A 17,431-nucleotide genomic window follows, 5' to 3' on the forward strand; every position below is an offset into this window, starting at 1 on the left:
CCCGGCGCGAGTGACGGGCGCCCCGGCCCGAGTGACGTCCCGGCGCGGTCAGCGCACGGTGATCGTGTGCTCGTCCCAGCCCTCGGCGCCGTTCGGGGCCGGGGGCAGCGGCGTCTCCGACTGCGTGACGCCGTCGGCACCCGTGGCCCGCACCTGCACGGTGTGGTCGCCCGGAGTGGCGTCCCAGCGGTGGACCCACTGCACCCAGGTGTCGGCCGAGACCGACTCGGCCAGCTCGGCGGCGACCCAGGCCCCGCCGTCGATCCGCACCTCGACGCCCGAGACCCCCGTGTGCGGATGCCAGGCCACCCCGGCGATCGGCACCCGGCCGGCGTCGACCGACGCGCCCGCCTTCGGCGTATCGATGCGCGACTCCAGCTTGACCGGGCCGAGGGCGTCCCAGCCGCGCGGCGTCCAGTAGCCCTCGGTGTCGGCGAACCGGGTGACCTCGAGGTCGACGACCCACTTCGTCGCCGAGACGTAGCCGAACAGCCCGGGCACGACCATCCGCACCGGGAACCCATGCTGCTGAGGCAGGGGCTCGCCGTTCATCCCCACGGCCAGGATCGCGTCGGTCCCGTCGTCGACCAGCACGGACAGCGGCGTGCCCGCGGTGAACCCGTCGCTGCTGGTCGAGAGCACCATGTCGGCGCCGCTCTGCGGACCGGCCCGCTCGAGCAGGGCGCGGATCGGGTAGCCGAGCCAGAGCGCCGTGCCGATCAGGTCGCCGCCGACCTCGTTCGACACGCAGCTGAGGGTCGCGTAGTGCTCTTCGAGGGGCAGGGCGAGCAGCTCGTCGAACGAGATCTCGATCTCGCGGTCGACGAGACCGTGGATCCGCAGACTCCACTCGGCCGGGTCGATCGAGGGCACCTGCAGGGCGGTGTCGATGCGGTAGAAGTCGGCGTTCGGGGTGACGTACGGCGTGATGCCTTCGACGTCGAGGGAGGCGCCGGCCGGCACCGCGGGAGCGGCCTGCGCCGGCGCGGGCAGGGTCAGGGCGTCGCGGAGCGCCCCGACGTTCGCCCGGGTCGCGTTCACGAGACGGGCGCCGGTGCCGACGACGACGGACGCCGCACCCACGGCGATCGCCATCACCAGGAACCCGCGGCGCTCGAGCCCGGGGCCGCGCAGCGGCGGTTCGGGCACGGTCGCGGCGGCCCAGCCCGGCTCGGTCGAGGCCTCCCAGCGGTGCAGGCGCGTCATCAGCGCGGTGAGGACGACCAGCGACACGACGGTGCCGACGGCGGTCGGGGCGCCGTCGAGCGAGGTGCTGTCGGCCCGGGTCAGCACGGCGACGAGCGCGACGACCCCGCCGATGCCGAAGACGATCTTGCCGCCGGGCGGACGGCGATGCTCGAGCACGCCGGCCCCCGCGGTGATCGCGACGAGCAGCACGCCCATCAGCACGAAGAGCGCCACCTTGTCGCCGGTGCCGAACAGCGACACCATCAGGTTCTTGACGGCCGCGGGGGCCAGGTCGATCGCGGCCGAGCCCACACCGAACAGCGGGCTGCCGCCGGCGCCGGTGACCCACGCCACGGCCTCGGCCGACGCGAGGAACGCCGCCACCGACACCACGCCGGCCAGAGCGGCCCAGGCCGAGGAGGCGCGGGTCGTCATCCCGACGCCGGCGGGACGGGGCGGGGACTCCAGACGCACGGACATGCTGCCAGGCTAGGCCGCGCCTCCGGGGAGTCGCCTCTGCGCAGCCGCACCGCGGTCAGTCGTCGTCGCCGACGAGGCTCTCCATCAGCTCGACGATCAGCGCGACGGCCGACTCCGAGCCGGGCGGGTCGCCGGCGTCGGCCTCGGCGTCGGGGGCGTCGACGACCAGCAGCGGGATGCCGGGGCCGAGCACCAGCTGGGCGATCTCGGAGCGCCCCTCGATGCGGCAGGCGACCGGTACGCGGAACGTGCGGTCGTCGTCGGCGAACTCCATCGAGGCGGCGAGCAGCGTCTCGGCGAGCTCGTCGGTCACGGTCAGGCGGGCGCCGGCGTAGTGCAGGGTCTTCATCCCCTCACCTTAGGCGCGCGACCGGAGCACACTCGGGTGATGATCCCCGACGCCGCTCATCCCGTCGTTCCGATGCTCGCGAAGGCCGTCGCCGAGGTGCCCGAGCCCGACTCGGTGCCGGGTGGGTTGTCGTACGAGCCGAAGTGGGACGGCTTCCGCGGCATCGTCTACGCCCGATACCCCGACGCGGACCAGCCCGGCGGTGCGACCGACCCCGACGGATCGGCCGACCCCGACGGTGCGACCGACCCCGACGGTGCGGCCGAATCGGGCACGCCGCACGGCGGCACCGGCCGCCGCCCCCTCGAGATCGAGATCGGCAGCCGCGGCTCGAAGACGCTGACCCGGTACTTCCCCGAGCTGGTCGCGTCGCTCGCCGAGCTGCTTCCCGGTCCGTGCGTGCTCGACGGCGAGATCGTCGTCCGCACCGGCGAGCCGGGTCGCGAGCGGCTCGACTGGGAGGCGCTCGGTGCGCGGATCCACCCCGCGGAGTCCCGGGTCGCCACCCTGTCGGTCGAGACCCCCGCCCTCTTCGTGGCCTTCGACCTGCTGGCCCTCGGTGACCGCGAGCTCGTCGACGCGCCCTTCGGCGAACGACGCGCCCTCCTGGTCGAGACCGTCGGCGGAGGCGACGGCACCGGGCCGCTGCACGTCAGCCGCACCACCGACGACGTCGATCTCGCCCGACGCTGGCTCGCCGAGTTCGAGGGCGCCGGGCTCGACGGGGTCGTCGCGAAGCCCCTGGACGCCCCGTACTCCCCCGGCAAGCGCACCATGCTGAAGATCAAGCACCACCGCACGGCCGACGTCGTCGTGCTCGGCTACCGGGTGCACAAGAGCGGAGCCGGGGTCGGGTCGCTGCTGCTCGGCCTGTACGACGCCGACGGCGAGCTGAGGAACGTAGGAGGCGCGTCGGCGTTCTCCGACGCCCGTCGCCTCGAGCTCGTGACCGAGCTGGAACCCCTCGTGGCCCGCGGCGCCGACGGCGGCGTGTCGCACGCCGAGACGGAACGGAGCCGGTTCTCGTCGGGGAAGGACGTCTCGTACGTGCCGCTCCGGCCCGAGCGGGTCGTCGAGGTCCGCTACGACCAGATGGAGGGGTCGCGGTTCCGCCACACGGTGCAGTTCGCCCGCTGGCGGCCCGATCGCGACGCCCGCTCGTGCGGCTTCGACCAGCTCGAGGTGCCGGCCGCGTACGACCTCGGCGACGTGCTCGGGTAGGCGCGCCGCGCCTCCTCAGTTGGCGACCCGCGCCTCCTCGGCTGCGCGCGCCGCCTCGGTTGGCGACCCGGGCCTCCTGGGCTCCGCGCGCCTCCTCGGCTCGGTAGCGGGCGGGTCAGTCGGCGGCGGGCGTGCGGGCGCGACTGGGCTGCACGCGGGGCGGCTCGCCCGGCATCTTCGGGAAGTCGGGTGGGAACGGCAGCTCGCCGAGACCGTCGGCGACGTCGCGCTCCCACCAGCCGAGCAGGGTGTCGATGCGGCCCGGGCTGTCGTGCATGCCCGCCCACGGGTCGCCCAGCCGCTGCAGCCGGTCGGGCACCGTCAGCACGGTGTGCTCGGCCGGGTCGACGGTCGGCAGATCGTCCCAGCCGACGGGCAGCGAGACGGAGGCGCGGGGCAGCGCCCGAGGCGACCAGGCCCCCGCCATGGTCCGGTCGCGATTGGCCTGGTTGTAGTCGACGAAGATGCGCTCGCCGCGCTGCTCCTTCCACCAGGCGGTGGTGATGCGGTCGGGGGCGCGACGCTCGAGCTCGCGGGCGGCGGCGATCACCGCGTGCCGCACCACGAGGAACTCGTGCTCGGGTTCGATCGGTGCGAAGACGTGCAGCCCGCGGTTGCCGCTCGTCTTGACGAAGGCGGTCAGTCCCGCCTCGGCGAGCACCTCGCGGAGGTCGAGAGCGGCGCGGACGGCGTCGTCGAACCCCGTGCCCGGCTGCGGGTCGAGGTCGATGCGCAGCTGGTCGGGCAGATCGGGCTGCTCGGCGCGCGACGCCCACGGGTGGAAGACGAGGGTGTTCATCTGCGCGGCCCAGACGGCGGCGGCGGGTTCGTCGATCACGAGCTGCGGGTGGACGCGCCCGCTCGGATACGTGACGTCGACGGCGCGGACGTGGTCGGGGGTGCCGCGCGGCGGGTTCTTCGAGAAGTACTGGTCGCCGTCGACGTCGCCGCCGAAGCGCTGCAGCGAGATCGGTCGGTCGCCGTTCGCCTCGACGAACGGCGCACCCACCTCGACGAGATAGCGGGCGAGGTCGAGCTTCGTGACGCCGAGGTCGGGCCAGAGCACCCGGGAGGGGCTGCTGACCCGGACGTCGCGGTCGCCCACCCGCAGGGTCGTCGATTCGGAGGCCATGCGCGCGACGCTAGTCCGCCGGGCGAGGTGCGGCCCGGCGGGCGGGGTGGGGGTGCGGCCCGGCGGGCGGGGTGCGGCCCGGCGGGTGACATGCGCGACGATGAACCGTGTTCGCGAAGATGAACCGCGATCTATTGCGGTTCATCTTCGCGAACGCGGTTCATGGGGGAAGAGTGGCCCGCTTCGCGGACGCAGTTCATGGAGCGGAGGTGGCGGCGGGGAACGCCCGCGCTAGATTGTGCGCATGAGCAGCTCTCGCGAGTCCAAGGGTCCTCGGGTCGAGCGGGGAGATGCGGAGCTGACCCGCGCCTCCTTGGTGCTCGGTCTTCCTCCGACGATGGTCCCCGCGCTGGTGCGCCGGGCGGTGCAGACGAGCCCGTCGTTCACCGTGACCAGCGTCGACGACGACGGGGCCGTGCTGTCTCGCCGGTCGGCGACGGCGACGGGTGACGTCGCGTTCCGACTGACGTTCACGGCGGTCGACGGCGGGACACGCGTCGATGGCGAGCTGCGGCCCCCGACGGGGACGATCGGCGCCTCGGTCAAGCGTCGCGACGACGATGCGACCGCCCTCTTCGAGGCGCTGGCTGCCGCCGCCGGCCCCTTCTGAGCGAGCCTCCGGCCCGCCCTGGCTCGAGTGGTCAGAAACCGCCCTTCCGCGCGCGACGAAGGACATCTTCTGACCACCCACGCACCCGGCGACGCGGACGCCCGCGCACACCGCCCGGCTGACACCCACCCCGAGCTCGAGTGGTCAGAAACCGCCCTTCCGCGCGCCGCGAGGACAGCTTCTGACCAATCACGCACCCGGCGACGCGGACGCCCGCGTACACCACCCGGCTGACGCCCACCCCCGAGCTCGAGTGGTCAGAAACCGCCCTTCCGCCCGCCGCGAAGGACATCTTCTGACCAATCAAGCACGCGCGCGCGTGAGCGCGAGCGCGCCCGAGCACGACCACGAGCACCCGCCGGCGCCGCCCGTCAGCAGGCGGTACCTAGGCGCCCGCCTCGTCGTCCGTCTCGTACCGGTCGACGCTGATCGTCGGGATCGACGCCGTGATGACCGACCCGTCGGCGCGCATCAGCCCGCGCAGGTCGTTCGTCGTCGGCACCTTGGTGGTGATGCGCGGCCCCTGGTCGTCGAGCGCGATGCGCACCGGCGCCTCGGGCGTGACCGTGAAGCCCTGCTCGCGCACCCACAGCTCGACCTCGCCGCCGGTCTCGATCGTGAAGACGATCTCGTGCTGGGCCAGGTCGACGCGCACGCGGCTGCCCCGGATCTGCACCCGGAACGTGAGCTCGGTCCACTCGCCGGGCAGACGCGGGTCGAAGCTGAAGCGGCCGAGCCAGTCGCGCATGCCGCCGTACCCGTTGACGAGCGCGCTCCAGATGCCGCCGGTCGAGGCGACGTGCACCCCGTCGGAGGTGTTGTTGTGCAGGTCTGCGAGGTCGACGAAGAGCGACGACAGGAAGTACTGCTGTGACAGCTGGTGGTGCCCCACCTCGGCCGCGACGATCGACTGCACGACGCCCGAGAGGGTCGAGTCGCCGGTCGTCAGCGCGTCGTAGTACTCGAAGTCGCGCAGCTTCTGCTCGGCGGTGAACTCGTCGCCCTGCAGGTAGAGCGCCAGCACGACGTCGGCCTGCTTCAGCACCTGGAAGCGGTAGATCACGAGCGGGTGGTAGTGCAGCAGCAGGGGGCGCTTGTTCTCGGGCGTGGCGTCGAGGTCCCAGAGCTCCTTGTCGAGGAACTGCGCGTCTTGAGGGTGGATGCCGCGGTGCTCGTCGTAGGGGATGTGCATGGCCTCGGCGGCGAGGCTCCAGCCGTCGACCTCGTGGTCCTCGAGACGGAGGCGCGCCACGAGCCGGTCGTAGGCGGCCGGCGACTCCTCGGCCAGCCAGGTGACCGTGCGGACGGCGGCCCGGAGGTTCGCGCGGGCCATGACGTTCGTGTACAGGTTGTCGTCGACGACGGTCGTGTACTCGTCGGGCCCGGTGACGCCGTCGATGTGGAACCGCTGATCGCCGTTCGACCGCCAGAAGCCGAGGTCGGCCCAGAGACGGGCGGTCTCGACGAGGATGTCGACGGCGCCCCGCTCGAGGAAGTCCTGGTCGCCCGACGCCTGCACGTACTGACTGAGGGCATGCGAGATGTCGGCGTCGATGTGGTACTGCGCGGTGCCGGCGGCGTAGTACGCCGACGACTCGAGACCGTTGATCGTGCGCCAGGGGAACAGCGCCCCGCGCTGGTTCAGCTCGACGGCGCGGTCGCGTGCCGCGTCGAGCATGCCGAGCCGGAACCGCAGCGCGTTGCGGGCCACGTTCGGCGACGTGTATGTGAGGAACGGCAGCACGTAGATCTCGGTGTCCCAGAAGTAGTGCCCGCCGTAACCCGAGCCGGTGACGCCCTTCGCGGCGATGCCCTGGCCGTCGGTGCGGGCCGTCGCCTGCGCCAGCTGGAAGAGGTTCCAGCGGATGGCCTGCTGCACCTCGGGCTGACCGGCGACCTCGACGTCGCTGCGGGCCCAGTAGTCGTCGAGCCAGGCGCGCTGCTCGGCGAAGACGTTCTCGATGGGCTGATCGGCGATGCGGTCGAGGGTGCGGTCGCAGCGGTCGGCCAGCTCGCGCGGCGGCACCCCGCGCGACGTGTGGTAGGCGACGGTCTTGGTCAGCGTGACCTTCTGACCGGCCTTGGCGCGCACGCGGTAGACGTGCTTCGCGATGTCGTCGTCGATCTGCGACGACTCGTCCCAGCCGTTCTCGGTCTCGAGCACGTGGTCGGCGCCGACGGCGAGGGTCATGCCCGAGTTGGTGGTGCGGTAGCCGAGGATGGCGCGCGACCCGCCGTTGCGACGCAGCTCGGGCTGCAGCACGCGGTCGTCGAACGACTCGGCCCGTCGCGGGTCGAAGGCGTCGGCCGCCGCGCGCATCCCGGCGTGGTACTCGTCGCCCATGTCCTGGCGGTTGAGGATCTGACTCGAGATCAGCAGCGACGCGTCGGCGTCGAGCACCGTCACCTCGTACTGGATGACGGCGAGGTGACGCTCTTCGAACGACACCAGGCGGCGGCTGGTGACGAGCACCTGCTTGCCCGAGGGGGTGCGCCATTCGATCTCGCGGACGAGCACGCCGTCGCGGAAGTCGAGGCGGCGGCAGTGCCGGAGGATGTCGGCCTCGAACAGCACGAACGGCTCGTCGTCGACGTAGAGGCGGATCACCTTGGCGTCGGGCACGTTGACGATGGTCTGACCGACCCGCGCGAACCCGAAGGCCTCTTCGGCGTGGCGGATGGGCCACGTCTCGTGGAACCCGTTGATGAAGGTGCCGAACGAGTGCCCGCCGCGCCCCTCGTCGGGGTTGCCGCGGAGACCCAGGTAGCCGTTGCCGACCGCGAAGACCGTCTCGGTGCGACCCTCGTCGCCCTGGTGGTACTCGTCTTCGATCAGGGCCCACTCGTCGACCGGGAACCGGCGGCGGTCGAGCGGGTCGGACGTGATGTGGTTCACGGCTGGTCCTCTCGCGGGCTGGTGCTGATGTCGTGGTCGGTGTTCGGAGCGATCCGAGGAGGCGGTGGGTCCGAGGGACCGTCGGCCTGCGTCCGCGACGAACCGAGTCTCCCGACGACCTCGGCGAGGTCGTCGACGACGACGTCGGCCCCGAAGTCGAGCAGGGTCTGCGCCCCGGTGCCGCGGTCGACGCCGAGCACGAGGCCGAAGGCCCCGCGACGACCGGCCTCGACGCCCGACTGGGCGTCTTCGACCACGACGCAGTCGGCGGCGGTCAGCCCGAGACGGCGAGCGCCCTCGAGGTAGGTGTCGGGGGCGGGCTTGCCCGTGATGCCCTCCGCCGCGGCGACGACGCCGTCGACGATGACGTCGAAGCGGTCGCGGAGACCGGCGGCCTCGAGCACGGGCACGGCGTTGCGCGAGCTCGAGACGACGGCGACGCGGATGCCGAGCGCGATCGCCCGGTCGAGGAACTCGACCGACCCCGGGTACGGCGCGACCCCGTTCTCGTCGAGCTCCGCCGCGAAGGCGGCGTTCTTGCGGTTGCCGAGACCGCGCACGGTCTCGACGTCGGGCCCGTCGTCGTCCGACCCCTCGGGCAGGGTGACGCCGCGGGCGGCCAGCATGGCGCGCACGCCGTCGTAGCGCGGGCGGCCGTCGACGTGCTCGAAGTAGTCGGCCTCGGTGTACGGCGCGAGCCCTCGGGGTTCGAAGTACTCGGTGAACAGCCGCGACCAGGCGCGCATGTGCACCTCGGCGGTCGGTGTCAGCACCCCGTCGAGATCGAAGAGCAGAGCGTCGAGCGAGGCGAGACGGGAGACGTCGCGCGGGGCCTCGGAGGGCGGGGATGCAGGCACGGGCCGATCACTTTCGAGCGATGTCGAGTCAGGAGGTCGTCATCGGAGCGTCGGTGATCCGGTGAAGCACGACACCCCGCGGGGTGTCCGCGCCCAGTCTGGCAGGTCGGCGGCGACGGACGGACCCCGTCACGACCGCGCGTCGACGGGATCCCCCTCGCGCGCCTCCTCGGGTCCGACGATCCAGGTGTCCTTCAGCTCGCCGCCCTGCTCGGCGGTCACCACCATGCTGCCCTCCGGGGCGACCCGGGTCAGGGCCAGGTCGGCGAGCGCGCTCTCGCCCTCGCCGAGCCCGGTGAGGTGCACGAAGCAGCGCAGGTCGACGTGCCGCGGCTGCAGCCCCGTGGCGGTGAGGGTGGGGTGCGACGACAGCTGGACGACCTCCTGGGCGACCCAGTGCGCGGGGTCGGCGGCGATGGCGGCCCGACGCGCGCCGACGGCCGCGGCGGAGGCGGACGGCCCGATCAGCACCCCGTGCCCTCCTCGGCCGTCGACGGGCTTGGTGACGAGCTCGCCGACCCGTTCGAGCACCGAGACCCGCTCGGCCGGGTCGCCCGGGCGGTAGGTCGGCACCGATTCGAGCAGGGGCTTCTCGCCGAGGTAGTAGGCGATGAGGTCGGGCACGGCGCAGTACATCGACTTGTCGTCGGCGAGACCGGTGCCGGGGGTGTTCGCGAGCACGACTCCCCCGCCGGCGGCCGCGTCGATCAGGTGCTCGCCGAGCCGGTCGTCGTCGGGCGACGCCGCGTCGATCAGCTCGCCGTCGAGGCGCACGTACAGGGCGTCGATCACCGTGCCGGTCGCCCGCTCGACGACGAGCCCGTCGCGCACGATCAGATCGCCCGGTCGCACGAGCAGCAGACCGGCGCCGTCGGCCAGCACCCGGTGCTCGTACCAGCCCGAGCTGCCCGGTCCGTCGCTGAGCAGCGCCGCGACGCGCTCGCGGTCGCGGCCGCGGTCGGCATCGCGGTCGCCGCCCAGGTCGCCATCCCGGTCGCCTGCGAGGTCGCCGTCGACGGGCCGAGGAGGCGCGGCGTGCGCCAGCAGCGTCCGTCGCAGCATCGAGAACACGGTCGTCGGGTCGAGCAGCCCGGCCGGTCGAGGGGCGTCGGGCACGACCGCGTCGAGCATCGCGCGCACGGCGAGCGAGAAGGCGGCGCCGCCCGGCGAGCGCACGGTGTCCTCGAGCACCCGCCACGAGCCGAACTCGGTGCGGACGAGATCGAAGCCCTGGAGGGGCGCGCGCACGACGTCGGCCGGCAGCCGGGTCGCCTCGTCGCGCCAGCCCGAGGCGCCGACCACCTGGTGCTCGGCGAGGACGCCGTCGGCCACCACCCGGCGGTCGCCGTAGGCGTCACGGAGGAACGCCTCGATGGCCCGGGCGCGCTGGGTGAGCCCCGCCTCGAGTCGCGCCCACTCGTGCCGGCCGACGACGCGGGGCACGAGGTCGCCGCGGAACTCGCGTTCGTGACCGTCGACGACGGGGCCGACCCGCGCCTCCTCGGCCCAGCGGTCCCGGTGGGCGACGCGCTCGCGGAGGCCCTCCGCGCCGAGGTCGACGAAGAAGGCGGCGATGTCGGCGTAGGCGGCGCGGGGCTGCAGCCCGGGCCCGATCGCCTCGTCTCCGGCCCGGAGCCGGTAGCCCGTCAGGGTCGGCACGGCGGCGCGGCGCCCGGCGGCGGGGCCCCGGGTCTCGTCGAGCACCTGCGCCACGACGTCGTCGAGCTCGCCCCGTTCGGCGAAGGCGGCGCGTTGCCGGTCGGCGCTGTTGCCGCGGGCGAGGGTGGCCTCGGCGAGGTCGCGCACGTCGTCGTAGTCGCCGAGCTCCTCCAGCTGGGGCCGGAGGTGCTCGACGAGCGCGCGGACGGCGTCACGGGCCGGCAGGCGCGACGGGTGCGCGTCGAGGTCGAGCAGCTCGCCCGAGAGGCCCGCCCGCGCCGCCTGCCACATCGCCGCGCGGTGCAGCGGCTGGGCGCGGAGCTCGTAGGGCCGGTCGGCGAGCACGTCCAGCTCGGCGTGCCGGACGGCCGCCCGGTACAGCCCGGCGATCAGCACGGCGTCGTCGACGAGCGGGCAGGCGTCGCAGGTGCGCAGCTCGAGGGTCGGCGCGTGCGAGGACGGCCGCACGTCGAAGTAGGCCATCTTCGCGTCGGCGATGACGCCCGAGGCGATGAGGTCGTCGAGCAGGCGGCCGTACTCGGCGGCGTCGCGCATCGGGCCGGTGGCGCCGGCGCTCGGCCAGCGCTGCCAGATGATCGATCGGATGCTCGCGTAGCCGGTGTCCTGTCCGTTCCAGAACGGCGAGCTCGCCGACAGCGCCAGGAGGGCGGGCAGCACGGGGGCCACGCGACCGGCGATCCGCACGGCGACGTCGCGGTCGGCGACCCCCACGTGGATCTGCAGCCCGCAGATCAGCTGCTCGTCGACGAGCAGCCGGTACTGCTCGTGCATGCGCCCGTAGCGCCCGGTGGGGGTCAGCTCGAAGTCGGCGAACTCCGACCGGGGCGCCGTGCCGACGGCGGCGACGGCGAGACCCTCGGCGGCGGTGACCTCGGCGACCTCGCGCCGCAGCTCGACGATCTCGCGACGGAGGTCGCTCAGCGTCCGCACCACGGGCACGTTCGTCTCGATGGTCGAGCGCTGCAGCTCGGCGCCGAACCGGTCGGCGGGCAGGCGGCTGAGCAGGTGCGGCGCCCTCGTCGACAACCGCCCCGTGGCGACGTCGATCAGATGGAGCTCTTCTTCGGCCCCGAGCGTCAACTCCGCAGTCATGGCCCGACCCTAGGGCTCAGGGACACCGTTGGGGCGGGTTACGTGAGGAATTCACAAGAAGTTGAGGAGGCGCGGTGCCGAGGAGGCGCGGTGCCGAGGAGGCGCGGTGCCGAGGAGGCGCGGTGCCGGCGCGCCCGCGGTCAGGCGTCGGCGGGCTGCCGCACTCCGGCGGCGGGGAGCAGCACGCCGTCGATCAGCGAGATCAGGAAGTCGCGGTCGACGGGCCTGCGGAGCACGAGCACCCGGTACGAGACCATCGACGGCGTGACGAGCGCGAGCGACTCGATGTCGGTGCCGGGGTCGATCTCGCCGCGCTCGAGGGCGCGGCGCATGAGCAGTCGATTGGCCTGGGCCCGCGGCTGCACGATGGCGCTGTCGACGGCGTCGGCCAGCTCGGGCGTGGTCGAGAGCATCGTGACGACCCCGGCCATCACCCGCATCTTCTTCTCGGCCTCGTCGATGCTCTGCGGCTTGATCATCGCGACGAGGTCGCCGCGGAGGGTGCCGGTGTCGGGCAGGTCGTCGAGATCGACCGCGCCCTGCTTCAGGCAGGCGACCGCGTCGACGACGAGCTCGCCCTTCGACGCCCACCGGCGGTAGAGCGTCGCCTTGCCGGCCTTGGCGCGGGCGGCGACCATCTCGATGGTCATGCCCTCGAAGCCCGTCTCGGCCAGCACGTCGATGGTGCAGCGGAGGATCTCGGGGTCGCGGCTGTGATCGCGCTTCCGCCCCGGGCGGCCGGGCGTCGGTGCATCGGTCATGCCGGTGACTCTACCTCGGGGATTTGCGAGACCGGGCATATCCGAAACCGGCGGGACTCGTATATGCTCGCGCCCATGTCTCGGACCTCTCCGCTCTCTGGCGACGCGACCCGCGCCTCCTCGTCCCGCCGCTGGTGGACCCTCACCACCGTCGCCCTCGCTCAGCTGATGGTCGTGCTCGACTCGACCGTCGTCAACATCGCGCTGCCCGCCGCCCAGGCCGACCTCGGCTTCTCGGACGGCGACCGGCAGTGGATCATCACCGCCTACTCGCTCGCCTTCGGCAGCCTGCTGCTGCTCGGCGGCCGCATCTCCGACCTGATCGGCCGGAAGCGCACCTTCATCGTCGGCCTGATCGGCTTCGCGCTCGCCTCGGCCCTCGGCGGCGCCGCCGACAGCTTCGGGCTGCTCGTCTTCGCGCGAGCGCTGCAGGGCGCGTTCGGCGCACTGCTCGCCCCGACCGCGCTCGCCGTGCTGACCACGACCTTCACCGTGCCGAAGGAGCGCGCCCGCGCGTTCGGCGTCTTCGGCGCGATCGCCGGCGCCGGCGGGGCGATCGGCCTGCTGCTCGGCGGGTTCCTGACCGAGTACGCCTCCTGGCGCTGGAACCTCTACATCAACGTCGTCATCGCCGTCGTGGCCATCGCCGGCGCCGCGGTCTTCGTCTCGCACATCACCCGCACGGGCCCGCGCCCGAAGCTCGACGTGCCCGGCACCGTGCTCGTCTCGGCCGCGCTGTTCTCGCTCGTCTACGGCTTCTCGAACGCCGAGAACGAAGGCTGGGGCTCACCTCTGACCTGGGGGTTCCTCGTCGCGGCCGTCGTGCTGCTGACCGCCTTCGTGCTCTGGCAGCGCCGTGCCGAGCACCCGCTGCTGCCGATGTCGATCGTGCTCGACCGCAACCGGGGCGCCGCGTACAGCTCGGTCACCATCGCGGGTGCCGGCATGTTCGGCATCTTCCTGTTCGTCACGTACTACCTGCAGACCTCGCTCGGCTACACGCCGACGCAGACGGGTCTCGCGTTCCTGCCGATGATCGGCATGCTCGTGCTCGCCGCGCAGCTGTCGACCAACATCTTCGTGCCGCGCTTCGGTCCGAAGATCATGGTGCCGTTCGGCATGACCCTCGGCGTGATCGGCATGCTGCTGCTCACGAGGCTCGATCTCGACAGCGGCTACGCCGGCGACGTGCTGCCCGCTCTGATGGTGCTCGGCTTCGGCATGGGGTCGATCATGCCGGCGTCGATCCAGACCGCGACCCTCGGAGTCGACCGCGAGCACGCCGGAGTCGCTTCGGCCATGGTCAACACCAGCCAGCAGGTCGGCGGATCGATCGGCACCGCGCTGCTGAACACGCTGGCGGCCACGGCCACGGCGAACTACCTGATCGACAGCACGTCGACGACGGGTGCGGTCGCCGCCGAGGCCGCGGTCGCGGGCTACGCGACCGCGTACTGGTGGGGAGCCGCGTTCTTCGCGGTCGGCGCCGTCATCGCCGCGCTGCTGTTCCGCCGACGTGCGCCCCAGGCGCCGGACGAGGAGGCGCGGGCCGGGATCTCGACGGAGACCGGGCCGGTCGCCGTCCCCGCCTGATCGTCCCGGTCTCGCGGCCGCGCACGACCCCTCGGGGCGGGCTCTCCACAGGGCCCGCCCTCGACGCTCTCGGCGTCGGTGGCTGCTGACATCATGGTCGGCATGGACCACACGGACGGCATGGGCGACGACGGGGCCGAGGCCGACTTCTCCCCTCTCACGCCGCTGATCGACGCCGTCGACATCATCCGACTCGTCGGGCCGATGGCCTTCAACCGGGCGAAGGAGTACGCGGCGACGGGTGCCGTCACCGAGACGTCGTGGCACCCCGCCGACGAACGCATCACCGGCACCGTGCAGGGCACCGAGGCCACCCCGTACCTCAGCGAGATCGTCGTGCGAGCCGGCCGGGGCGACTACAGCCGACCGCTGCGCAGCACCTGCAGCTGCCCCATCGGCGGCGACTGCAAGCACATCGCGGCCGTGCTGCTGCAGAGCAACACCGCGGCCCTGCTGCAGCGACGCGGGGCGTCGAGCGGCGGGCTGCAGTCGGGTGCGCTGCCGTCGGGTGCGCTGCAGCCCGGCGGCCTGGCGGGGTCCGCCCTGGGCGAGATCACCTCGGCGTCGAGCGCAGGGTCGCCGACGCGTGCTGTCGACCCGGGCGACTGGCGATCGGTCGTGGGCTCCCTCGGTCGGTCGACCCGCGCCTCCTCGGCTCGGACGACCGGCATGGGGCTGCTGTTCGAGGTGCGCGACCGGGCTCCCGCCCCACGACCGGGCGGCCGACGCCCGCCGGGTGGCACGGGTCGATCGATGCCGCCCCGCCTCGGCGTGCGACCGGTCATGCTCAGTGCGACGGGCAACTGGGTCAGAGGCTCCCTGACCTGGACGTCGCTGCCGTACCAGCTCAACCGTCTCGCCGTCGACCCCGATCAGCACGCCTGGTTCGGTCAGTTCGCGGCCCTGCACCGATCGGTCGTCGCGACCTACGTGCCCGGCGCCGCCGACTGGCTGCACCTCGACGACTTCGCCAGCCCGCTGCTCTGGCCGCTGCTCGCCGAGGCCTCGCGGCTGGGGGTGGCCTTCGTCACCGGCAAGCGCGCGACCGATGTGACGATCGGCGAGCAGGCGCAGGTGACCGTCGACGCGACCCGCGCCGCCGACGGGTCCGTGCTGCTAACGGCTGGCGTCTCGATCGACGGCTCGACCGGTCGCGCGCCGATCGCAGGGGTCGTCGGCGACCACGGGGTGTGGACGGCCGAGACGTCGCGGGCACTGTCGGTGGTGCTGGCTCCGACGGCCACGCCGCTCGGCGCCGACGAGCGTCGGCTGCTGACCCTCACCCCCGAGATCCTCGTGCCGGCCGCCGAGACCGCCGAGTTCCTCGCCGACTTCTACCCCGCCCTCCGCCGCAGCGTCGACGTGGTCAGCTCCGACTCGTCCGTCGAGCTGCCCGAGATCGCACCGCCGAGCCTCCTGCTCACGGTCGGCTTCGAGAGGTCGCACACGCTGCGGCTCTCGTGGGGCTGGTCGATCGACGGCCGACGGCTGCCCCTCGACGCCCACGGTCCGGTGCCGGACCTCGACGAGCTCGCCGCGCCTCCTCGAGACACGGTTCTCACCGGGGTCGCGGCCGCCGAGTTCGCCGCCGAGGTGCTGCCGGCGCTCGAAGCCCGAGCCGACGTCGTCGTCGACCTCGTCGGCACGCGACCCGACTACCGCGAGCTCACCGACGAGCCGCATCTGACCGTGACGACGATCGAGACCGACAAGCGCGACTGGTTCGACCTCGGGGTGCTGGTCACCGTCGAGGGGCGCACGCTGCCCCTCGTGCCGCTCCTCACGGCGCTCGCCAAGCGGCAGCGCAAGATGCTGCTCGTCGACGGCTCGTACCTCTCGCTCGGCTCGCCCGTCTTCGACGAGCTGAAGCGTCTGCTCGACGAGGCGGCCTCGCTCGACGAGTGGGAGACCGGGCCGCGCATCAACCGGTACCAGGCGGGTCTCTGGGCCGAGATCGACGACCTCGCCGACGAGACGGTGCAGGCCGACCGGTGGCGCTCGGCCGTGGGCGGGCTCCTGGCGCTCGCCCAGCGGGGCGATGGCGATGGCGGTAACGACGGCGACGGGTCGGGGCTCGTCACGACTCCCCCGGCGGTGCCCGCGTCGATCGACGCGACCCTGCGCCCGTACCAGCGCGAGGGTTTCGAGTGGCTGGCGTTCCTCTACGAGCACGGGCTCGGCGGGGTGCTGGCCGACGACATGGGTCTCGGCAAGACCCTGCAGACCCTCACCCTGATGGCGCACGTGCGCGAGACGGAGGACCCTGCCGAGCGGCGGCCGTTCCTCGTCGTGGCGCCGACCTCGGTCGTGGCGAACTGGGTGCTCGAAGCGGCCCGGTTCGCCCCGGGTCTCGTCGTGCACGGGGTGACCGAGACGGAGCGGAAGAGCCGGGGCGCGCTCGCGACCGCCCTCGACGGAGGCGCGGGGCCGGTGCCCGACGTCGTCGTCACCTCGTACGCGCTGTTCCGACTCGACGCCGCGGCCTACCAGGCGCACGCCTGGGCGGCGCTCGTGCTCGACGAGGCCCAGTTCGTCAAGAACCGGGCGTCGCAGGCGCACCGCGTCGCCGTCGAGCTCGACACCCGGGTCGCGATCGCCATCACGGGCACCCCTCTCGAGAACAGCCTGATGGATCTCTGGTCGCTGTTCCGCATCGTCGCCCCGGGTCTGCTCTCGACGGCGAGCGCGTTCACCGAGAGCTACGTCAAGCCGATCGAGGCCGGCGGGCGACCCGAGCACCTCGACCGGCTGCGTCGGCGGATCCGCCCGCTCCTCCTCCGCCGCACGAAAGAGCTGGTGGCGGCCGACCTGCCGGCGAAGCAGGAGCAGGTGCTCCGCGTCGATCTGGCGCCCGCGCATCGCGAGCTCTACGACACCTTCCTGCAGCGCGAGCGCCTGAAGCTGCTCGACCTCATCGACGACCTCGACCGCAACCGCTTCATCGTGTTCCGATCGCTGACGCTGCTGCGCATGCTCTCACTCGACGCGGCGCTGCTCGACGAGGCCTACGCCGACATCCCGTCGGCGAAGCTCGACCAGCTGATCGACGAGCTCGACGACGTCGTGGCGGGCGGGCACCGCGCGCTCGTGTTCAGTCAGTTCACGTCGTTCCTCGGGCGGGTCGCCGCGCGGCTCGACGAGCGGGGCATCGCCCACGAGTACCTCGACGGGTCGACGCGGCGGCGGGCCGAGGTGATCCGGCGCTTCAAGACGGGCGACGCCCCCGCGTTCCTGATCAGCCTGAAGGCCGGCGGGTTCGGGCTGACCCTGACGGAGGCCGACTACGTGTTCATGCTCGACCCGTGGTGGAATCCCGCGGCCGAATCGCAGGCCGTCGACCGGACGCACCGCATCGGCCAGACGAAGAACGTCATGGTGTACCGGATGATCGCGAACGGCACCATCGAAGAGAAGGTGCTGGCGCTGCAGACGAAGAAGGCCCAGTTGTTCGACGCCGTCATGGACGACGACGCGGTCTTCAGCTCGGCGCTCACCGCCGACGACATCCGCGGTCTGCTCGACGTCTGAGCCGGCGCCGGGTCTGAAGGCCCGGCACCGGCCCTGAACCCGGG

Annotated in this window: 11 protein-coding genes; 4 read left to right on the forward strand and 7 right to left on the reverse strand. The window is 72.8% G+C overall.

The features are described 5' to 3' along the window. Positions 1-48: 48 nt before the first annotated feature. The gene (locus tag SOM11_RS04335) at positions 49-1,668 is read right to left on the reverse strand and encodes a molybdopterin-dependent oxidoreductase (RefSeq protein ID WP_320477275.1); all 1,620 of its coding nucleotides are present in this window, start codon (positions 1,666-1,668) and stop codon (positions 49-51) included. Positions 1,669-1,723: 55 nt separating this feature from the next. Beyond that, a complete protein-coding gene (locus SOM11_RS04340) occupies positions 1,724-2,017 on the reverse strand; it encodes a hypothetical protein (protein ID WP_192060500.1) in 294 nt (97 codons plus the stop codon). 39 nt (positions 2,018-2,056) lie between these two features. Here SOM11_RS04340 and SOM11_RS04345 point away from each other — a divergent pair, with 39 nt between their 5' ends. Continuing rightward, positions 2,057-3,238 (forward strand): ATP-dependent DNA ligase, encoded by a 1,182-nt coding sequence (locus SOM11_RS04345; protein ID WP_320477276.1) that lies wholly within the window; start codon positions 2,057-2,059, stop codon positions 3,236-3,238. A gap of 115 nt (positions 3,239-3,353) precedes the next feature. On the opposite strand, the gene ligD is transcribed toward SOM11_RS04345, so the two are convergent. Then, positions 3,354-4,370 (reverse strand): non-homologous end-joining DNA ligase, encoded by a 1,017-nt coding sequence (gene ligD / locus SOM11_RS04350; RefSeq protein ID WP_320477277.1) that lies wholly within the window; start codon positions 4,368-4,370, stop codon positions 3,354-3,356. Positions 4,371-4,614: 244 nt separating this feature from the next. On the opposite strand from ligD, the gene SOM11_RS04355 reads away from it, so the two are divergent. Continuing rightward, a complete protein-coding gene (locus SOM11_RS04355) occupies positions 4,615-4,980 on the forward strand; it encodes a hypothetical protein (RefSeq protein WP_192060502.1) in 366 nt (121 codons plus the stop codon). A gap of 385 nt (positions 4,981-5,365) precedes the next feature. On the opposite strand, the gene SOM11_RS04360 is transcribed toward SOM11_RS04355, so the two are convergent. From SOM11_RS04360 to SOM11_RS04375, 4 genes are all read right to left on the reverse strand, one after another. Further along, complete coding sequence (locus SOM11_RS04360; protein ID WP_320477278.1) at positions 5,366-7,876, reverse strand: glycoside hydrolase family 65 protein; 2,511 nt, start codon at positions 7,874-7,876, stop codon at positions 5,366-5,368. Beyond that, entirely contained in the window at positions 7,873-8,733 is an 861-nt protein-coding gene (locus tag SOM11_RS04365) for an HAD family hydrolase (RefSeq protein WP_320477279.1), read from the reverse strand. Before SOM11_RS04365 ends, SOM11_RS04360 begins: the two co-directional genes overlap by 4 nt. 129 nt (positions 8,734-8,862) lie before the next feature. Then, positions 8,863-11,505: a carboxylate--amine ligase/circularly permuted type 2 ATP-grasp protein gene (locus tag SOM11_RS04370; protein ID WP_320477280.1), complete on the reverse strand. Its 2,643-nt coding sequence runs from the start codon at positions 11,503-11,505 to the stop codon at positions 8,863-8,865. Positions 11,506-11,645: 140 nt separating this feature from the next. After that, positions 11,646-12,266 (reverse strand): TetR/AcrR family transcriptional regulator, encoded by a 621-nt coding sequence (locus SOM11_RS04375; RefSeq protein WP_320477281.1) that lies wholly within the window; start codon positions 12,264-12,266, stop codon positions 11,646-11,648. 75 nt (positions 12,267-12,341) lie between these two features. On the opposite strand from SOM11_RS04375, the gene SOM11_RS04380 reads away from it, so the two are divergent. Then, entirely contained in the window at positions 12,342-13,859 is a 1,518-nt protein-coding gene (locus SOM11_RS04380) for an MFS transporter (RefSeq protein WP_320477282.1), read from the forward strand. 78 nt (positions 13,860-13,937) lie between these two features. Further along, positions 13,938-17,387: a DEAD/DEAH box helicase gene (locus SOM11_RS04385; RefSeq protein ID WP_320477283.1), complete on the forward strand. Its 3,450-nt coding sequence runs from the start codon at positions 13,938-13,940 to the stop codon at positions 17,385-17,387. Positions 17,388-17,431: the final 44 nt, after the last annotated feature.

The sequence above is a fragment of the Frigoribacterium sp. CFBP9029 genome (genome assembly GCF_034045305.1).
Taxonomy (GTDB): domain Bacteria; phylum Actinomycetota; class Actinomycetes; order Actinomycetales; family Microbacteriaceae; genus Frigoribacterium.

Bases quoted from the DNA above. Each gene is read 5' to 3' on its own strand.
- SOM11_RS04335 (WP_320477275.1), bottom strand. From the start codon at position 1,668: ATGTCCGTGCGTCTGGAGTCCCCGCCCCGTCCCGCCGGCGTCGGGATG.
- SOM11_RS04340 (WP_192060500.1), bottom strand. From the start codon at position 2,017: ATGAAGACCCTGCACTACGCCGGCGCCCGCCTGACCGTGACCGACGAG.
- SOM11_RS04345 (WP_320477276.1), top strand. From the start codon at position 2,057: ATGATCCCCGACGCCGCTCATCCCGTCGTTCCGATGCTCGCGAAGGCC.
- ligD (WP_320477277.1), bottom strand. From the start codon at position 4,370: ATGGCCTCCGAATCGACGACCCTGCGGGTGGGCGACCGCGACGTCCGG.
- SOM11_RS04355 (WP_192060502.1), top strand. From the start codon at position 4,615: ATGAGCAGCTCTCGCGAGTCCAAGGGTCCTCGGGTCGAGCGGGGAGAT.
- SOM11_RS04370 (WP_320477280.1), bottom strand. From the start codon at position 11,505: ATGACTGCGGAGTTGACGCTCGGGGCCGAAGAAGAGCTCCATCTGATC.
- SOM11_RS04375 (WP_320477281.1), bottom strand. From the start codon at position 12,266: ATGACCGATGCACCGACGCCCGGCCGCCCGGGGCGGAAGCGCGATCAC.
- SOM11_RS04380 (WP_320477282.1), top strand. From the start codon at position 12,342: ATGTCTCGGACCTCTCCGCTCTCTGGCGACGCGACCCGCGCCTCCTCG.